The sequence below is a fragment of the Streptomyces sp. NPDC013187 genome (genome assembly GCF_042899705.1).
Lineage (GTDB): Bacteria > Actinomycetota > Actinomycetes > Streptomycetales > Streptomycetaceae > Streptomyces > Streptomyces hawaiiensis_A.
In genome coordinates this window covers 273,208-290,019 of record NZ_JBIBAF010000004.1, presented here as the reverse complement: position 1 = coordinate 290,019, position 16,812 = coordinate 273,208, and the positions used below count along the sequence as shown (strand labels likewise).

Sequence of the window (16,812 nt, the reverse complement as noted above, 5' to 3'; positions counted from 1 at the left end):
GCTCCCGAGATCCGGCGGGGGCATGGGCCGCAGGGTCGCCTTCCGGCTCCCGAGACCCGGCGGGATCATGGGCCGCAGGTCGCCCTCCGGCTCGCGAGACCGGCGGGATCATGGCTCGCGGAATCGCTCCCGGCCCTCACGAGGTGCCGTCCTCCTCCGCCAGCACCCGCTGGGCCGTCGCGAACGCCGAGTTCGCCGCCGGCACCCCGCAGTACACGGCCGTCTGGAGCAGCACAGCGCCGATCTCCTCCGGGGTGAGGCCGTTGCGGCGGGCCGCGCGCACATGCATGGCCAGCTCGTCGTAATGGCCGTATGCGACCAGCGCGGTGAGGGTGATCATGCTGCGCTCACGGCGGGACAGCGTCGGGTCGGTCCAGATCTCGCCCCAGGCGTAGCGTGAGATGAAGTCCTGGAACCGGGCCGTGAACGGTGTCTGGCGGGCCTGCGCCCGGTCGACGTGCTGGTCGCCGAGCACCTCGCGCCGAACTGCCATGCCCAGGAGGGCGCCCTGGCCGAAGTGAGCGCGCAGGGCGGTCAGCACCGCCTCCGGGCACTGGGCGGGTGCCAGGTGCGAGGCGCCCGGAAGCTCCACGAGCGTCGCACCCGGCACGGCGTCGGCGATCTCCCGCAGATGCGCGGGCGGTGTCGCGGGATCCTCGCGGCCGGCGAGCAGCAGGGTCGGCACGGTGATCTCCGGCAGCCGGTCCCGCAGGTCGAACGCGGCGAGCGCGTCACAGCAGGCGGCGTAAGCCTCCGGGTCGGCGTCCCGGTGGTCCCGGACCAGACCCGGCACGGTGAAGTCTCCTGCGAACCAGCGCGCGCCGGCGTTGTCCGCCAGCCCGGCCAGCCCCTCCCGTCGCACCAGCGCGGCCCGCTCCTCCCAGGGCCTCGACCCGTTGAAGTGCGCCGACGAGCAGATCGCGGCGAGCGACGTCAGGCGCTCCGGATGGTGCACCGCGAGATGTAGCCCCACGGCCCCGCCCAGCGACACACCCGCGTACGCGAACCGCTCGATGCCGAGCGAGTCGGCGAGCGCCAGCACCTGCCCGGCGAGGTCACCGACGCTCGCGCCCGCCCGGATGAGACCGGCCGCCGAACCGCCGTGCCCGGGCAGGTCCCAGCGCACCACCCGATGGGTGATCGACAGCTCGGGCGCCACGTCGTCCCACAGGGCGTACGAGGTGCCGAGGGAGGGGCCGAGCAACAGTGGGGGAGCGGAGGCGGGCCCTTCCGCATGGTGGTTCAAAAGTGTCAACGTCGCTCCAGAGCACGGTCGGTGAGGACTCCGGCGGAGCCCGTGTAATGGGCCGGGTCCAGATCCACGCCGGCCAACTCGGGTGCCTCCGCGAGCGGTTGCCCTTCGCAGGCCAGTCGCGTGAGGAGCTCCTTGGCGCGGGCGCGGCCCAGCACCGGGGTCAGTTCGGCGGACAGCCGCTCCGAGACGATCAACCCGTTGGTCAGATCCAGGTGTTCGCGCATGGCCTCGGGCCTGACCCGCAGTCCCCCGGTCAGTTCGGCGGCGTCCCGGGCGGCACCGCCGACCAGCCGCAGCAGATCCCGCAACGGTTCCCACTCGGCGTGCCAGGCCCCGGCCGGGCGTTCGTCCTCCGCGGCCATCGCCCCGTACAGGGTCGCCGCGAGCAGGGGGGCCCGTCGCGCGGCGGACGCGATCAGGGTGGACCGTACGGGGTTGGACTTGTGCGGCATCGCGGACGAGCCCCCGCCGCTGCCCTCCGCGACCTCGGCGATCTCGGTGCGGGACAGGGTGAGGACGTCCACGGCGAGCTTGCCGAGCGCGCCCGCCGTGAACGCGAGGCATCCGGCGAGGTCGGCGACCGGGGTCCGCAGGGTGTGCCAGGGCAGGCCGGGTGCCCGCAGGCCGAGCTCCCGGGCGTACGCCTCCGGCAGTCCGGCCGGATCGCTCGCGCCGTACGCCCCGAAGGCCGCCAGTGTTCCCGCCGCACCGCCGAGTTGGGCGGGCAGCGACTCCCGGACGGCCCGCAGCCGGTCCCGCGCGTCCAGGACCAGTGACCGCCACCCGGCAGCCTTCAGCCCGAAGGTGGTGGGTACCGCGTGCTGGGTGAGGGTCCGCCCCGGCATCGCGGTGTCGCGGTGCTCGGCGGCCAGCCCGGACAGCGCCTGTTCGGTTCGGCCGAGGTCGGCGAGGAGCACGTCGAGGGTCCGCGCGGCGACCAGCATCGTCGCCGTGTCCATGATGTCCTGGCTGGTCGCGCCCCGGTGGACGTAGGGCCCGTACGCCTCGCCCACGGCCTTGGTCAGATCCGCGACCAGGGGGATGACGGGGTTGCCGCCCGCGCGGGCGCGCTCGGCGAGGGACCGTGCGTCGAAGGCACCGGCCCCGGCCGCCTCGGTGACCGCCGTCGCCGCCTCGGCCGGGGCGAGCCCCATGACGGCCTGGGCGCGGGTCAGCGCGGCCTCCGCGTCGAGCAGGGCCCGCAGGTACGCCTCGTCGCCGGTGGCGGAGGAGGCCGCCGAGTCGGCCCATCCGGGGGCGAGCAGGCCGGTGTCGCCGGGGTGCGCTGTCACGTGAACTCCAGGAAGACCGTCTCGCCTTCGCCCTGAAGGCGGATGTCGAAACGGTACGTGCCGTTGCCCTCCTCCGCGGCGATCAGCGTGTCGCGGCGGGCGTCCTCCAGCCCGGACAGCAACGGATCGGCCGCGAGCACCGCCGCGTCGCCCGGCAGGTAGATGCGGGTGTACAGGTGCACGAGCAGCCCGCGCGCGAACACGCACACGCTGAGGTACGGGGCGCTGCGCCCGCGGGCGCCGGGCCGCAGCGTCCGCGCGTACCAGTGGCCGTTCGCGTCGGTCTGGATGCGCCCCCAGCCCGTGAACTCCACGCCGTTGCGCCCTAGGAAGCCTCCGGAGGCCGGGTCGCGCCGCATGGAGCCGTCGGCGGTCGGCAGGTTGCCGTCGGGGTCCGGCCCCCACAGCTCGATCAGGGCGTCCGGCAGCGGGTTGCCGTCGCCGTCGGTGACGTAGCCGTGCACGGTGACGGTGTCGGGATGCCCGAGGGGCGCGATGTCCTCGCCGCCGCGGAACGGCAGGGCGTGGCCGTAGAACGGTCCGACGGTGTGCGACGGGGTGGGCAGCACGCTGTCGGGCCGGCTGCTGTCGATCTTCGTCATGGCCGGTCAGCGCCCTTCTTCGATCCAGGTGGCCTGCGGGCCGTCCAGCACGATGTCCCAGTGGTAGCCCATGGAGAACTCCGGCACCGACAGGCTGTGGTCGTACGTCGCGACCAGCCGCTGCCGGGCCGCGTCGTCCGTCACGGACTGGATGATCGGGTCGTACGGGAACAGGGGGTCGCTCGGGAAGTACATCTGGGTCACGAGCCGCTGGGTGAACGCCGTGCCGAAGAGCGAGAAGTGGATGTGCGCCGGCCGCCAGGCGTTGACGTGCTGCCGCCAGGGGTAGGGGCCCGGCTGGACGGTGGTGAAGCGGTAGTGGCCGTCGTCGTCGGTGAGGGTGCGGCCCACACCGGTGAAGTTGGGGTCGAGCGGGGCGTCGTGCTGCTCTCGCTGGTGGGCGTAGCGGCCCGCGGAGTTGGCCTGCCAGATCTCCACGAGCTGGCCGCGCACCGGGCGGCCGTCGCGGTCCAGCAGCCGTCCGGAGACGGTGATGCGCTCACCGATCGGCTCGCCGTCGTGCTGCCGGGTGAGGTCGTTGTCGATCTCGGTGATGTCCCGCTCCCCGAAGGCGGGGGAGGACAGCTCCACCAGCTCGGGGTCCTTGCTGACGTCGATGGTGACCGGCGGCTGCTTGGGGTGCCGAAGCACCGAGGACCGGTACGGCGCGTAGTCGCGGCGCGGCTGGTGCTCGACGGGTCCCCCGTCGGCGAGCCGCTTCTGGTACGCGGCCCGCTCGGCCGCGATCTCCTGATCGATGTCGTGCTGAGTGAGAGTCATGGGGGTCCCTGAAAGGTTCTTACGGTTGTCGTCGACGGGGGAGGGGGCGCGCCCCGAAGGGGCGCGGGGAACTGCGCGTCCGGCCACACACGGCCCGCAGCCGCGCGCATCGCTCAGCGTTCCAGAACGAGGGCGAGCCCTTGCCCCACCCCGATGCACAACGTGGCCACACCCACACCACTGCCACGCCGGGCCAGCTGATGGGCGACAGTCCCGGCGAGCCGAGCTCCCGACGCGCCCAGCGGATGCCCCAGCGCGATCGCGCCGCCCTGCGGATTGAGGATCCCGGGATCGAACTCGGGCCACTCGGCCACACACCCCAGCACCTGAGCGGCGAACGCCTCGTTCAGCTCCAGCACGGACAGGTCGCCGAACCCCCTGCCCGCCTTGGCCAGCGCGCGGTTCACCGCCTCCACGGGCGCCAGCCCGAAGTAGTGCGGGTCGGTCGCGGAGACACCCGTCGCGCCGACGCGGGCCAGCGGTTCGCGGCCTGTCGCCCTCAGCCCCTCCTCGTCGACGAGCAGCAGCGCCGCCGCACCGTCGTTCAGCGGGGACGCGTTGCCCGCCGTCACCGTGCCGCCCTCCTGGCGGAACGACGGCTTCAGCTTGGACATCGCCGCCAGGGAGGCATCCGCCCGGACACCTTCGTCGGCGGCGAAGACCACCGGCTCACCCTTGCGCTGCGGGATCGTCACGGGCGCCAGTTCACGGTCGAAGAGGCCCTCGGCTTGCGCCCGTGCCGCCTTCTCGTGGCTGCGCAGCGCGAACTCGTCCTGCTGTTCCCGGCCGATCTTGTGCTTGTCCGCGATGAGTTCGGCCGACTCGCCCAGCGGGATCGTCCACTGCGGCTCCATCCGCGGGTTGACCATCCGCCAGCCGAGCGTCGTCGAGTACAGCTCGGTGTGCCCGGCCGGGAAGGGCTTGTCGTTCTTCGGCAGCACGTACGGCGCCCGGGTCATGGACTCGACGCCCCCGGCCAGTGCGATGGACGCGTCGCCGAGCGCGATGGCCCGGGCCGCCTGGATCACGGCCTCCAGGCCGGACGCGCAGAGCCGGTTGACCGTCACGCCGGGAACGGACGTGGGAAGACCGGCGAGCAGTGCGGCCATCCGGCCCACGTTGCGGTTCTCCTCGCCGGCCCCGTTCGCGTTGCCGAAGTACACGTCCTCGATCCGGGCCGGGTCCAACTGCGGCGTGCGGTCGAGAAGTTCACTGATGGCATGCGCGGCCAGGTCGTCCGGGCGGACGCTCGCGAGGCCCCCGTTGTAGCGGCCGATCGGCGTGCGGACCGCGTCGACGATGTAGACGTCCTTCACTTGCATCCCTCCGGCACGGTCAGTTCGGCGTCCGTCCTGGCGACGATCTCGTCGGCGGTCACGCCCGGCGCGGTCTCCACCAGCACGAGCCCGCCGTCGGTGACGTCCAGGACGGCGAGGTCGGTGATGATCCGATTCACGCACCCCTTGCCGGTCAGTGGCAGGGAGCACTCGGTGAGGATCTTCGGCGAGCCGTCCTTGGCGGTGTGGGTCATGACGACGACGACCGTACGGGCGCCGTGCACCAGGTCCATCGCCCCGCCGATGCCGGTGATCAGCTTGCCGGGGACGGCCCAGTTGGCCAGGTCGCCCCGCTCGGACACCTGCATGGCACCGAGCACGGCCACGTCGATGTGCCCGCCCCGGATCATCGAGAACGACAGCGCCGAGTCGAAGAAGGAGGCGCCCGGCAGGACCGTCACGGTCTCCTTCCCGGCGTTGATCAGGTCCGGGTCGACGGCGTCCTCGGTGGGGTAGGGACCGGTGCCCAGGATGCCGTTCTCCGACTCGAGCACCACTTCGACGCCCGGCGGGAGGTGGTTGGGGATGAGTGTGGGCAGGCCGATGCCGAGATTGACGTACTGGCCGTCCCGCAGCTCCCGCGCCGCCCGCGCGGCCATCTCCTCACGCGTCCAGGCCATCAGGACCTCACCGTCCGCTGCTCGATCTTCTTGTCCGCCGCCTGCTCCGGGGTGAGCGCGAGCACCCGCTGCACGAAGATGCCCGGCAGGTGCACCGCGTCCGGGTCGATCTCGCCGGGCTCCACCAGCTCCTCCACCTCCGCGATCGTGACCTTCCCGGCCATCGCGGCCAGGGGGTTGAAGTTCCGGGAGGACTTGCTGAAGACGAGGTTGCCGTGCCGGTCGCCGCGCGCGGCCCTCACCAGGGCGAAGTCGGTGCGGATGCCCCGCTCCAGCACGTACTCCGTGCCGTCGAACACCCGGACCTCCTTCGGCGGCGAGGCGAGGGCCACCCCGCCCTGACCGTCGTAGCGCCAGGGCAGTCCGCCGTCGGCGACCTGTGTGCCGACACCGGCCGGGGTGTAGAACGCGGGGATGCCCGCGCCGCCGGCCCGCAGCCGCTCGGCCAGCGTGCCCTGCGGGATCAGCTCGACCTCCAGCTCCCCGGCCAGGTACTGCCGGGCGAACTCCTTGTTGGCGCCGATGTAGGAACCCGTGACCCGGGCGATCCGGCCGGCGGCCAGCAGCACCGCCAGGCCCGACTCCATCGCGCCGCAGTTGTTGGAGACCACCGACAGCCCGGCCACGCCACGCTCGTACAGCGCCCCGATCAGCACGTTCGGCACACCGCTCAGCCCGAAACCGCCCACCGCGAGCGACGCGCCGTCCGGCACGTCGGCCACCGCCTCCAGGGCTGTGGCGACCACCTTGTCCATCCGAGAAGCCCCATCTCTTCCAAGCGACCAGACCAAATTAATCAGGGCACTGAGTATTTTTGCGAGCTGCCCCTCACGCTGCCACCGAGCCGGGAGGACGTCAAGACCTCGGTGAACAAGCCGGTGGACCTTTGCAGGACCGGCAGACAGTGGGCGTCGCTTTGAGTATTGTTCAGTGCACCGACGAATGAGAGAGGGGTGCACATGGCGGCCGCGGACCTCACCACCCACCCCGGGCACCTGGCCCGGCGGCTTCAGCAGGCGCACTACCTGCTGTGGAACGCGATGGTCTCCGAGGAGATCACCTCGCCCCAGTACGCGGTCCTCAACACCCTCGTCGCCGAGCCCGGCCTGGACCAGCGCACCGTGGGGGAGCGGGTGGGGCTCGACCGGTCCACCATCGCCGAGGTGATCAGCCGGCTCAGCCGGCGAGGGCTGCTCGACAAGGTGCGTGACCCCCAGGACGGCCGCCGTTCCCTGCTGCGTCCGACGGACGAGGGGGTGCGCACGCATCGCAGGCTGACCGTGCGCACCGCCCGGATGAACCAGGTGTTCCTCGCCCCGCTGACCGCCGACGAGCGGACGGTGTTCTTCGACCTCATACGGCGGGTCGCGGACGCGGCCGAAGAGCTCCGCAACCCCGAGGAGCCCCTGGTGACGCCCCGCTGACGGAGGCGGCCCGGGCGGTGAGGGGGGTTGGGCCGGCCGGCGGACGAGGCCGGGGCCGGACGTGCGGGGGCGGTCAGGGCGCCTTGGCGAACACCACCCACACCTGGCCCTCGGCGAAGTTCACCGGAGTGTCGTCGCCGGTGGTGAACGAGGTGCCGTCCGTGGCCCTCTCCCGCTTCCAGTCCGCGTCCCAGGTGCGTCCGTCGCGCAGCACCTGCGCCTTGCCCGAGCCGACCGTCTCGGTGTACGGCGTGTTGTTGCCGAGGAAGTCCCGGAAGGCGGACTCGCGCACCTTCACGTACTGCACGACGACCGTCGCGGCCGTCATCCGCCGGCCGTCGGCCGTCGCCGCGGGCGTACCGTCCATGTCGATCAGCCAGCGGTCGCGGGAGTCCGACCAGGTGAAGGTGAAACGGGCGGCCGGGTAGCGCACGGTCCGGGAATCCGTCGCCGTGCCGCCCGCGGGTGCCGCTCCGTAGTGGAAACCGGTGGTCAGGGCGGCCTCACCCGGAGCCTTCGGCACAATGCGCTCGGGCCGCAGGTAGAGGTTGTGCGGGGCGGGTCGACCGGAGCCGCGGAAGTAGGCGTCGCCGGCGTTGCCCGGTGTCTCCGCCCTCAGGGGCGCCTCGTCGATCAGCGGCAGGAGCTTCTTCTGCGCGCCGGAGAAGGCGAGCGTGGGGCGTTCGAACTGGCGCAGCAGCTCCAGGTCCGACTCGCGTGCGCTGCGCACCGGTCCCACCGTCTCCGGCAACCGCGTCGCGTACACCGCCATCAGCCGGCTCAGCCCGCCCTCGACCTGCTCCGCGTAGACCACGTCCGCCGCGTCGACGCCCGTGTGCGGACGGGCCGCCGACGCGTTGTCGATCTTGACGGCGAGTGCGGAGGGGCCGGTGGCCGACGGGGACGCGCTCCGTCTCGACTCCTTGGGGGAGCCCCGTCCGTCGTCGTGCGACCCGGTGTCGGCGGTGCAGCCCGCCGCCAGGGCGGACGTGGCCGTGGCGGCCAGCAGCGCCGCCACCGTGGCGCGCCGTCCGCGCGCACCTCGTCTCAGTCTCACTGTCGCCACCGCGCCCCATGTCCTCGATGTGTCTTGATTGTGCGCTTATCTGAACATCGATGGCCATAGCCGTTCGTTCCAGCCGGGGAGGTGTCACCACCGCGTCCGTCGATCGGCTCAAGGTTCAGCGCGGGCCGTCCGGGTACCCGGACGGCGCCGTACGACCGACGCGCACGCTGACGGAGGGAGCGCGAGGCGATGAGGGCAGTGACCTGGCAGGGCAAGCGGGACGTCCGGGTGGAGAACGTGCCCGATCCGACGATCCAGGAGCCGACGGACGCGATCATCCGCATCACCTCCACCGGGCTGTGCGGGTCCGACCTGCATCTGTACGAGGTGCTCACCCCGTTCATGACGCCGGGCGACATCCTGGGACATGAGCCCATGGGCATCGTCGAGGAGGTCGGCGCGGGCGTCCAGGACCTCCAGGTGGGGGACAGGGTCGTGGTGCCGTTCCAGATCGCCTGCGGCAACTGCTGGATGTGCCTGACCGGCCTGCCCACCCAGTGCGAGACCACCCAGGTGCACGGCGAGGGGATGGGCGCCGCGCTGTTCGGCTACACCCGCCTGTACGGTTCGGTGCCGGGTGCCCAGGCCGAGTACCTGCGCGTCCCCCAGGCGCAGTTCGGCCCGATCAAGGTCCCCGAGGGCCCGGCCGACGACCGTTTCGTCTACCTCTCCGACGTCCTGCCCACCGCCTGGCAGGCGGTCGCCTACGCCGACGTCCCCGAGGGCGGCAGCGTCGCCGTGCTCGGTCTCGGCCCCATCGGCGACATGGCGTGCCGTGTCGCGCAGGTGCGGGGTGCCGGGAGGGTGTTCGGCGTGGACCTGGTCCCGGAACGGCTGCGCCGGGCGAAGGCACGGGGCGTGGAGACCTTCGACCTGAGGTCCTTCGACGACGAGAAGGAACTCGTCGAAGCGATCCGCGACCAGACCGACGGCCGCGGCCCCGACGCCGTGATCGACGCGGTCGGCACCGAGGCCCACGGCAGTGCGGCCGCGCGCATGGTGCAGAACGCCGCCGCGATCCTGCCCCGCAAGATCGGCGGCCCGATCGCCGAGCGCTTCAGCGTCGACCGCCTCGCCGCGCTGTACACCGCCATCGAACTGGTGCGCCGTGGCGGTACCATCTCGCTGTCCGGCGTCTACGGCGGCATGGCGGACCCGTTGCCGCTGCTCACCCTGTTCGACAAGCAGATCCAGATGCGCATGGGGCAGGCCAACGTCCGCCGCTGGACCGACGACATCATCCCGTACCTGACCGACGAGGACCCCCTCGGCGTGGACGACTTCGCCACCCACCGGGTGCCGCTGTCGGAGGCCCCGCACGCTTACGAGATGTTCCAGCGCAAGCAGGACGGCGCGGTGAAGGTCATCATGCAGCCGTGAGTGAGGGCCGGCCGCGCCGGGACGGTCACGCGCCCGGCTTCTCGAACGGCCGAGCAGGCCCGGGCGGCGGGTGCCGCGGCACTAGGCGCCGAGGATCTCCGCCAGGTCGTAGCGGACCGGCTCCTCCAGTTGCGCGTAGGTGCAGCTCTCGGGGGTCCGGTCCGGGCGCCAGCGGCGGAAACGGGCGGTGTGCCGGAAGCGCTGCCCGTTCTCCATGTGGTCGTACGCCACCTCGGCCACCCGGTCCGGCCGCAGCGGCACCCACGACAGGTCCTTGCGGCCCGACCAGCGGCTCGGCGCCCCCGGCAGCCGGGCCGTCTCGTGGGCGGCCTCCTCGGACCAGGCCGCCCACGGATGCCCCGACACGTCGTCCAGACGCAGCGGCTCCAGCTCGTCCACGAGCTCGGCGCGCCGCTTCATCGTGAAGGCGGCGGACACCCCCACGTGCTGGAGCGTCCCCCGCTCGTCGTACAGGCCGAGCAGCAGCGAACCCACGACCGGGCCGCTCTTGTGCAGACGGTACCCGGCGACCACGACGTCCGCCGTCCGCTCGTGCTTGATCTTGAACATGGCGCGTTCGTCCGGCCGGTAGCGCACGGTCAGCGGCTTGGCGATGACACCGTCGAGCCCGGCCCCCTCGTACTCCTCGAACCACTGCCGCGCCACCTCGATGTCGGTGGTCGCCGGGGCCAGGTGAACCGGCGCCCGCACCCCGGACAGCTCAGCGGTCAGCCGCTCCCGCCGCTCGGTCAGCGGAGCGTCCATCAGTGACGCGTCGTCCAGTGCCAGCACGTCGAACACGACGAGCGAGGCCGGCGTCCGCTCCGCCAGCGTCCGCACCCGCGAGTCCGCCGGATGGATCCGCTCCGTCAGCGCGTCGAAGTCCAGGTGCCCCTCCCGCGCGATCACGATCTCCCCGTCCACCACGCACCGCTCGGGCAACCGCTCCCGCACGGCCGTGACAAGCTCGGGAAAATACCTGGTCAGGGGCTTGCCCGTACGGCTGCCCAGCTCGACCTCGTCCCCGTCGCGGAACACGATGGCCCGAAAGCCGTCCCACTTCGCCTCGTACTGCATGCCCGCGGGGATCGCCGCCACGGACTTGGCGAGCATGGGCAGCACAGGGGGCATCACCGGCAGATCCATGGATCGATTCTGCTCTGATATGCAACGTGTCGCCCGATATGCGAGGTGTGCGGGCTACGCCTACCGTGTCGAGCATGGGTGACGCGGTGGAACTGGAGGTGGACGGCCGGACCGTACGGCTGTCCAGCCCGGACAAGATGTTCTTCCCGGAGCGCGGCTTCACCAAGCTGGACCTCGCCCGCTACTACATCGCCGTCGGCCCCGGCATCCTGCGCGCCCTGCGCGACCGGCCGACCACCCTGGAGCGCTACCCGGAGGGCGTGAACGGGGAGAACTTCTTCCAGAAGCGGGCGCCGAAGAACATGCCCGACTGGATCCCGACCGCGCACATCACCTTCCCCAGCGGCCGCAGCGCCGACGAGATGTGTCCCACCGAGGCCGGGGCGGTGGTGTGGGCCGCCCAGTTCGGCACCCTCACCTTCCACCCCTGGCCGGTACGCCGCGACGACGTCGACCACCCGGACGAACTCCGCATCGACCTCGACCCGCAGCCCGGCACCGACTACGACGACGCCGCCCGCGCCGCTCACGAACTGCGGCAGGTGCTCGACGAGTTCGGCGGGCTGCGCGGCTTCCCCAAGACCTCGGGCGGCCGCGGCCTGCACGTGTTCGTGCCCATCGAGCCGCGCTGGACCTTCACCCAGGTCCGGCGCGCCGCCATCGCGGTCGGCCGGGAGATGGAGCGGCGGATGCCGGAGCAGGTCACCATCAAGTGGTGGAAGGAGGAGCGCGGCAGACGCATCTTCATCGACTACAACCAGACGGCCCGCGACCGCACGATCGCCTCCGCCTACTCCGTGCGCCCCCGCCCGCACGCCCCCGTCTCGGCGCCCCTGCGCTGGGACGAGGTCGGCATCGCGCACCCCCGGGACTTCGACCTCGCGTCCATGCCCGCGCGCTTCGCCGAAGCCGGCGACGTGCACGCGGACATGGACGACAAGCGCTACTCGCTGGAAGCCCTGCTCGACCTCGCCCGCCGCGACGAACACGACCACGGACTGGGCGATCTGCCGTACCCGCCCGAGTATCCGAAGATGCCGGGGGAGCCCAGACGGGTACAGCCGAGCAGGGCCCGCAAGGAGAAGGAGCCTCCTCCTACAGCTCCTTGATCCGGATGTCCCGGTACGAGACCACATCCGTCGTGCCGTGCACCTGGAGCCCGATGTAGCCGGAGGCGAACCGCCGCCCGTCCGTGCCCGGGTCGTCCGAGCGGGGCGGGCTGAACTCCTGGCCGCCGGTGTTGTCGAACTCGTTGATCAGCACACCGTTGCGCAGCACCGAGTAGTGCTGGCCCTCTACCCGGATCTCGTAGTCGTTCCAGGTGCCCTTCTGCGTCACGCCCGCGCCGGCGAGCCCGACACGGTCGAAGCCGTAGACCGACCCCGTCTTGTACATGTCGCCGTCGGGCCGGTCGAGCACCTGCACCTCGTGCCCGTACTTGATGGCGACCCACTCCGGGCGGGACTCCTCGGGGTGGTCGTGGACCCACGGGAAGCGCACGAAGACACCCGAGTTGGCGTTGCCCGTGCCCGGGGCGTCGTCTCGCCACTGGAGCTTCAGCGAGAAGTCGCCGTACTTGCGCTGCGGGAACCACAGCATGCCCATGCCGGGCGTCGTGGTGCTGGAGGTGATCGTCCCGTCCGGATTCAGCCCGAACGAACCGCCGCCCACCTGCTGCCACTTGGCGAGGGACTCCGCGGTGCCGTCGAAGAGCGGGCGGTAGCCCTCGGTCTGCCCCGGCTTGCCGATGCCCGACTCGCGGGCCGCCTTCCGGATCTCCTTGGACTCCCGCTCGTCGACGACCCCTTCCTTCAGCAGCTCGTCGAGCACGGACGTCACGTGCTTGAGGAACAGCGCCTGGGACGTCCACTCCTTCTCGTCCTCGATCAGCTCGCCGATCCGGCACCGGTTGTCGGTCACCCGGTTGCGCACCCCGGAGTCGACCGTGCCCACGATCACCGTCAGCCGTTCGTCGTACTCCGGGCAGTCGGGCGCCGGGACCTGCCCGGAGACGACCGTGAAGGTCACCGTGCGGGCCGCGGCGGTGTTGCCCGCCTTGTCCGTCGCCCGGTACGCCACGGTGTGCGCGCCCGCCCGGTCGACCACCACCGGCGCCGAGTACGCGAGGTAGGGCCCGCCGTCCAGCGAGTACTCGATCTTCTCGACGCCCGAGCCGTGCGCGTCGGTCGCCGTGACCGTCACCCGGGCGCTGTTGACGTACGCCCCGGCGGAGTTCTTCGTGCCCTCCACGGCCACGCCCGTCACCGGCGGCGTGGTGTCCTGCGGCGGCGCGGCGGCCACCGTGAACCGCACGCTCTTCTCCGCCGCCACGTTGCCCGCCTTGTCGGTGGCGCGGTAGCGGACGGTGTGCTCGCCCACCTGGTGCACCATCACGGGGGCGGTGTACGGCTGCCAGGCACCCGAACCGACCGCGTACTCGATGGTGTTGACCCCGGAACCCGTGTCGGAGGCCGAGACGGTGACCGTCACCATGTCGATGTACGCCCCGTCGGCGTTGCGCTCACCGCTCACCGTCGCCGAGGTCTCCGGCGCGGTGGTGTCGTCCGACTGGGGCGCGACGACGGTGAACGCGGCGCTCTTCTCGGCGGAGACGTTGCCCGCCTTGTCGAACGCCCGGTAGCGGACCTGATGGCTGCCGACCTGGTCGACGACGACCGGCGCGGTGTACGGCTGCCAGGCACCCGCCTCGCCGATCGCGTACTCGATGCGGTCGACGCCGGAGCCGCCCTCGTCGGTGGCGTGCAGCATCACGCTCGCCGAACCGACGTACGCGCCCTGTGTGTTCTGCGTGCCGCTGACGTGCGCGGACGCCTCGGGCGCCGTGGTGTCCTCGCCGGTGCCCTCGGTCACCGTCAGGATGCCCTGCATCTGGCCGTGGCCGGGGATCGTGCAGTGGTAGAAGTACCGGCCGGGCGTGAGCGTGACCTGGGCGGTGTGCTTGCCGCCCTGGGCGTCGTTCGGGTTGGCCAGGATGTTGAGCTGCACATCGTTGTTGAACTCGGGATCGCTGGTCACGAACGTCAGCGTGTGCGGCATGCCCGTGGTGTTGCCGGTGGCCGTGCTGTTCTCGAAGACGATCGTGGCCGTGCCGGCGACCGCGGTCTTCGGCGCGGAGAGGTACTTGTCGATGTCGTTGCCGGCCGTCCAGGTGAGCACCTGGTCGGCGGCCTCCTTCCCGGGCTGCCCGGCGGCGGGCAGTGCCTGCACGCCGAGCATCATCAGCAGGGCGGCCAGCAGGGCGGCCCAGACTCTTCGGTGCCGGATCACTCGCTCCCCCTCGCCAGCTGACCGGCGGCCGGGGTGGGCCCGCCGCCCTTGTAGGTGACCCGCCACAGGGCCGACTTGGAGTCCGAGGTGAAGAAGCCGCGCCCGTAGTCGAGGACGTACAGCGCGCCGTCCGGACCGAACTTCCAGTCCATGAGGTTCCTGATGCCGTCGTTCCCGACCGGCACGATCTTCTTCAGCGACTCCGCGTGCACCGGCAGACCGCCGTCGCCCTGCGTCTTCGGGTCCATGAGCACCGCGTGGCGCGGCTGGTCGGCGTCGTAGAAGTCACCGACGAACCACTTGCCGTCCCAGTACGCCGGCCACTTCACGGCACTGTCGGCCGCGACCGTGCCGTGCCGGTAGACCGGCCCGTTCATCGCGGCCTGCCCGCCGCCCTTCAGCCAGGGCAGCCGGTACGTGGCCTCCACCGGCTTGTACGACGGGACACCGCCGGCGTCCCTCGGGTAGTCCGGCGCACCGCCCGACGGCGAGTACCAGATGTTGTTGCCGGTCACCGGCGGCAGGTTGACCAGGCCGTCGTTGTTCGGCGACTCGTTCTTCGGGTGGTCGCAGTCGTACCAGCCCAGCGGCTTGGACGGGTCCGGCAGATTGCGGTCCCGGTAGGGCTGCTTGTTGCCCATGCAGTACGGCCAGCCGCGGTTGCCCGCCTCGGTGATGGCGGCGAACGTGTCGTACTTGGCCGGACCCCAGGTCGTGGACGGCGCACTCGCGTCCGGGCCGACCCAGCCCGCGTAGAGCACGTCGGTCGACTTGTCGACGGAGATGCGCGCCGGGTTGCGTACGCCCATCACATAGATCTCGCCGCGCGTCTTGCCACCGCCTTCGTCGGGCTCCTTCCCGGTGAAGAGGTTGCCCGCGGGGAGCGTGTACGTCCCGTCCGGCTCCGGGTGGATGCGCAGGATCTTGCCGTTGAGGTTGTTGGTGTTGCCCGCGGTGCGGCGCGCGTCCGCGAAGGAGACGCCCTTGTAGTTCGGCTCCGGGTTGTTGCCCGAGTAACCGGCGCTGAAGCCGCTGGAGTTGTTGTCACCGGTGGCGATGTACAGGTTGCCCTTGGAGTCCCAGGCCATCCCGCCGCCCGCGTGGCAGCAACTGTGGATCTGCACCGGCCACTTCAGCAGGACCTTCTCACTGGCGAGGTCCAGCTTGTTCGTGGCCCGGTCGAGCGTGAACCGGGACACCCGCCGCTCCGCCGTCCGCGTCTCGCGGTCGATCCGCTCGTGCGGCGTGTAGTGCAGATACACCCAGCCGTTCTGCGCGAACCCCGGGTCCAGCTCGATGCCGAGCAGCCCCTCCTCGACCTTGACCAGTTCGTCGCCGCCGCCCTTGTTGCCGAAGACGGTGAGCGCCCCGGCCAGGGCGACCTGCTTGGTCTTCGGGTCGTAGACGTGGACCTCGCCCTTGCCCTTGCCGATGTCGGGGTTGTTCCAGTCGGTGATCACGGACTGCGAGGAGTCCGCGCCGCCCCGGCCGATGTAGAAGACCCGGCCGTCGGGCGCGGTGACCATGCCGTGCGGCTCGCCGATCTGGTCGTTCCGCCCGGGCTGGTTGGGCTTGGTCAGCCGCTCCGCCGCGTAGTTGGCGTTGATGGTGGCCTTGCAGTCGGCCTGCTCCAGCCGGGTCGTCCACAACAGCGCGCCGCGCAGGTGATCGCGGAAGTCGGTCTCGTCGTACGACGACACCGTCCCGCCCATGCCCGTGTAGAAGGAACGGCCGCCGTCGTAATCCCGGCACCAGCTGACCGGATGGTCCCAGCCGTTGGACCCGGTACCCGGCTGGTACGTCGACTCGCGGACCCGGGCCACCGTGTGAACGTCGCCCGAGGGGTTCTTCACCCAGTTCAGCCACTGGTCCGGGCGCTTCCACTGCACCGGCAGATCCTTGGTGGCCGGGTGCCGGTGGTCGCCGACCTCCACGGTCGCGCGCTGCACGTTCGTGGGGCTCGACGCGGCCGGGCGGGCACCCACCAGACCGGTGAACCAGTCCGAGTACGGCTCCGCGCGTGCCGCGTCATGAATGCCGACGAACCCGCCGCCGGCCTCCATATAGGCCTCCAGGCCCGCCTCCTGCTCCGCGTCGAGGACATCGCCCCCGCCGGTCAGGAACACGATCGCGTTGAAGCGGCCGAGCCTCGTCTCGTCGGTGAACACCGAGGCGTCGCCGGTGGCCTGCACCTTGAAGCGGCGGTTCGCCGGTCCCGTCAGACCGATGTCCTCGATGGCCTCGATCCCGGCGTTCACGACCGGCGACTCCTCCCCGGCCGCAGCGGAACCGTGGAAGATCAGCACCCGTACGTTCGCGCCGCCCGGCGGCGACTTGATCGACATCGTTGTCAACGGGGGTTCGGGGTAAGGGCGCGCGCTCGCCGCAGGGCCCGACAGCAGCCCGGCGGTCACGACCCCGGCGGCGACGGACGCCGCCCAGACGCGTCTTGACTTGCTCAACCCTCGTAAGTGCATGGGCACCTCCTCGGTCACAGCAACACCGCCAAGGAAGCTAAACCCCTTTGCATGTCCCGCCAATACCTATGACCGGTATGGCGCCAACTTTGTCTTAAGTGTGGATAAACGGAAGCGCGGCCGGTACCGTCTCACAGGTTCATCA

General features: G+C 71.4%; 14 protein-coding genes. 3 read left to right on the top strand and 11 right to left on the bottom strand.

What is annotated here, in order from left to right:
• Nucleotides 1–136: 136 nt before the first annotated feature.
• The 7 genes from pcaD to ACFY5B_RS09840 all read right to left on the bottom strand — a co-directional run bounded on the left by pcaD (nt 137) and on the right by ACFY5B_RS09840 (nt 6,641).
• Nucleotides 137–1,255, bottom strand: a complete 1,119-nt coding sequence (pcaD, locus tag ACFY5B_RS09870) for a 3-oxoadipate enol-lactonase (RefSeq protein ID WP_389967136.1) — start codon at nt 1,253–1,255, stop codon at nt 137–139.
• Entirely contained in the window at nt 1,252–2,547 is a 1,296-nt protein-coding gene (pcaB, locus tag ACFY5B_RS09865) for a 3-carboxy-cis,cis-muconate cycloisomerase (RefSeq protein WP_389967133.1), read from the bottom strand. The genes pcaD and pcaB overlap by 4 nt, the downstream gene beginning before the upstream one ends.
• On the bottom strand, nt 2,544–3,149 hold the full coding sequence (pcaG, locus tag ACFY5B_RS09860; RefSeq protein WP_389967130.1) for a protocatechuate 3,4-dioxygenase subunit alpha: 606 nt from the start codon (nt 3,147–3,149) through the stop codon (nt 2,544–2,546). Before pcaG ends, pcaB begins: the two co-directional genes overlap by 4 nt.
• 6 nt (nt 3,150–3,155) lie before the next feature.
• Entirely contained in the window at nt 3,156–3,929 is a 774-nt protein-coding gene (gene pcaH / locus ACFY5B_RS09855) for a protocatechuate 3,4-dioxygenase subunit beta (protein ID WP_389967127.1), read from the bottom strand.
• Between the two features lie 113 nt (nt 3,930–4,042).
• A complete protein-coding gene (locus tag ACFY5B_RS09850; RefSeq protein ID WP_389967124.1) occupies nt 4,043–5,245 on the bottom strand; it encodes a thiolase family protein in 1,203 nt (400 codons plus the stop codon).
• Nucleotides 5,242–5,886, bottom strand: a complete 645-nt coding sequence (locus ACFY5B_RS09845; RefSeq protein ID WP_389967121.1) for a CoA transferase subunit B — start codon at nt 5,884–5,886, stop codon at nt 5,242–5,244. The genes ACFY5B_RS09850 and ACFY5B_RS09845 overlap by 4 nt, the downstream gene beginning before the upstream one ends.
• On the bottom strand, nt 5,886–6,641 hold the full coding sequence (locus ACFY5B_RS09840) for a CoA transferase subunit A (protein WP_389967118.1): 756 nt from the start codon (nt 6,639–6,641) through the stop codon (nt 5,886–5,888). Before ACFY5B_RS09840 ends, ACFY5B_RS09845 begins: the two co-directional genes overlap by 1 nt.
• Nucleotides 6,642–6,845: 204 nt before the next feature.
• Between ACFY5B_RS09840 and ACFY5B_RS09835 the strand changes: the two genes are divergently transcribed.
• Nucleotides 6,846–7,310, top strand: a complete 465-nt coding sequence (locus tag ACFY5B_RS09835) for a MarR family winged helix-turn-helix transcriptional regulator (RefSeq protein WP_389967114.1) — start codon at nt 6,846–6,848, stop codon at nt 7,308–7,310.
• Between the two features lie 73 nt (nt 7,311–7,383).
• On the opposite strand, the gene ACFY5B_RS09830 is transcribed toward ACFY5B_RS09835, so the two are convergent.
• Nucleotides 7,384–8,361 carry a DUF3048 domain-containing protein gene (locus tag ACFY5B_RS09830; RefSeq protein WP_389967717.1) on the bottom strand — a complete coding sequence of 326 codons (978 nt, stop codon included), beginning with the start codon at nt 8,359–8,361 and terminating at the stop codon, nt 7,384–7,386.
• A gap of 204 nt (nt 8,362–8,565) precedes the next feature.
• Between ACFY5B_RS09830 and ACFY5B_RS09825 the strand changes: the two genes are divergently transcribed.
• The gene (locus ACFY5B_RS09825) at nt 8,566–9,756 is read left to right on the top strand and encodes a zinc-dependent alcohol dehydrogenase (RefSeq protein WP_389967111.1); all 1,191 of its coding nucleotides are present in this window, start codon (nt 8,566–8,568) and stop codon (nt 9,754–9,756) included.
• A gap of 81 nt (nt 9,757–9,837) precedes the next feature.
• Here the strand turns inward: ACFY5B_RS09825 and ACFY5B_RS09820 are convergent, their stop codons facing one another.
• Entirely contained in the window at nt 9,838–10,902 is a 1,065-nt protein-coding gene (locus ACFY5B_RS09820) for an ATP-dependent DNA ligase (RefSeq protein ID WP_389967108.1), read from the bottom strand.
• A gap of 74 nt (nt 10,903–10,976) precedes the next feature.
• On the opposite strand from ACFY5B_RS09820, the gene ligD reads away from it, so the two are divergent.
• Nucleotides 10,977–12,011, top strand: a complete 1,035-nt coding sequence (gene ligD, locus ACFY5B_RS09815) for a non-homologous end-joining DNA ligase (RefSeq protein ID WP_389967105.1) — start codon at nt 10,977–10,979, stop codon at nt 12,009–12,011.
• Here ligD and ACFY5B_RS09810 read toward each other — a convergent pair.
• Nucleotides 11,998–14,142, bottom strand: coding sequence for an OmpL47-type beta-barrel domain-containing protein (locus ACFY5B_RS09810; RefSeq protein WP_389967715.1), 2,145 nt, complete (start codon nt 14,140–14,142; stop codon nt 11,998–12,000). The two genes, ligD and ACFY5B_RS09810, sit on opposite strands and share 14 nt — an antisense overlap.
• A 44-nt stretch (nt 14,143–14,186) precedes the next feature.
• Nucleotides 14,187–16,667, bottom strand: coding sequence for a ThuA domain-containing protein (locus tag ACFY5B_RS09805; RefSeq protein ID WP_389967713.1), 2,481 nt, complete (start codon nt 16,665–16,667; stop codon nt 14,187–14,189).
• Nucleotides 16,668–16,812: the final 145 nt, after the last annotated feature.

What these genes read in the sequence shown, in the direction of transcription:
- pcaG (WP_389967130.1), bottom strand. Translation starts at nt 3,149, where the DNA reads ATGACGAAGATCGACAGCAGCCGGCCCGACAGCGTGCTGCCCACCCCG.
- pcaH (WP_389967127.1), bottom strand. Translation starts at nt 3,929, where the DNA reads ATGACTCTCACTCAGCACGACATCGATCAGGAGATCGCGGCCGAGCGG.
- ACFY5B_RS09845 (WP_389967121.1), bottom strand. Translation starts at nt 5,886, where the DNA reads ATGGCCTGGACGCGTGAGGAGATGGCCGCGCGGGCGGCGCGGGAGCTG.
- ACFY5B_RS09840 (WP_389967118.1), bottom strand. Translation starts at nt 6,641, where the DNA reads ATGGACAAGGTGGTCGCCACAGCCCTGGAGGCGGTGGCCGACGTGCCG.
- ACFY5B_RS09835 (WP_389967114.1), top strand. Translation starts at nt 6,846, where the DNA reads ATGGCGGCCGCGGACCTCACCACCCACCCCGGGCACCTGGCCCGGCGG.
- ACFY5B_RS09825 (WP_389967111.1), top strand. Translation starts at nt 8,566, where the DNA reads ATGAGGGCAGTGACCTGGCAGGGCAAGCGGGACGTCCGGGTGGAGAAC.
- ACFY5B_RS09820 (WP_389967108.1), bottom strand. Translation starts at nt 10,902, where the DNA reads ATGGATCTGCCGGTGATGCCCCCTGTGCTGCCCATGCTCGCCAAGTCC.
- ligD (WP_389967105.1), top strand. Translation starts at nt 10,977, where the DNA reads ATGGGTGACGCGGTGGAACTGGAGGTGGACGGCCGGACCGTACGGCTG.
- ACFY5B_RS09810 (WP_389967715.1), bottom strand. Translation starts at nt 14,142, where the DNA reads ATGATGCTCGGCGTGCAGGCACTGCCCGCCGCCGGGCAGCCCGGGAAG.
- ACFY5B_RS09805 (WP_389967713.1), bottom strand. Translation starts at nt 16,667, where the DNA reads ATGCACTTACGAGGGTTGAGCAAGTCAAGACGCGTCTGGGCGGCGTCC.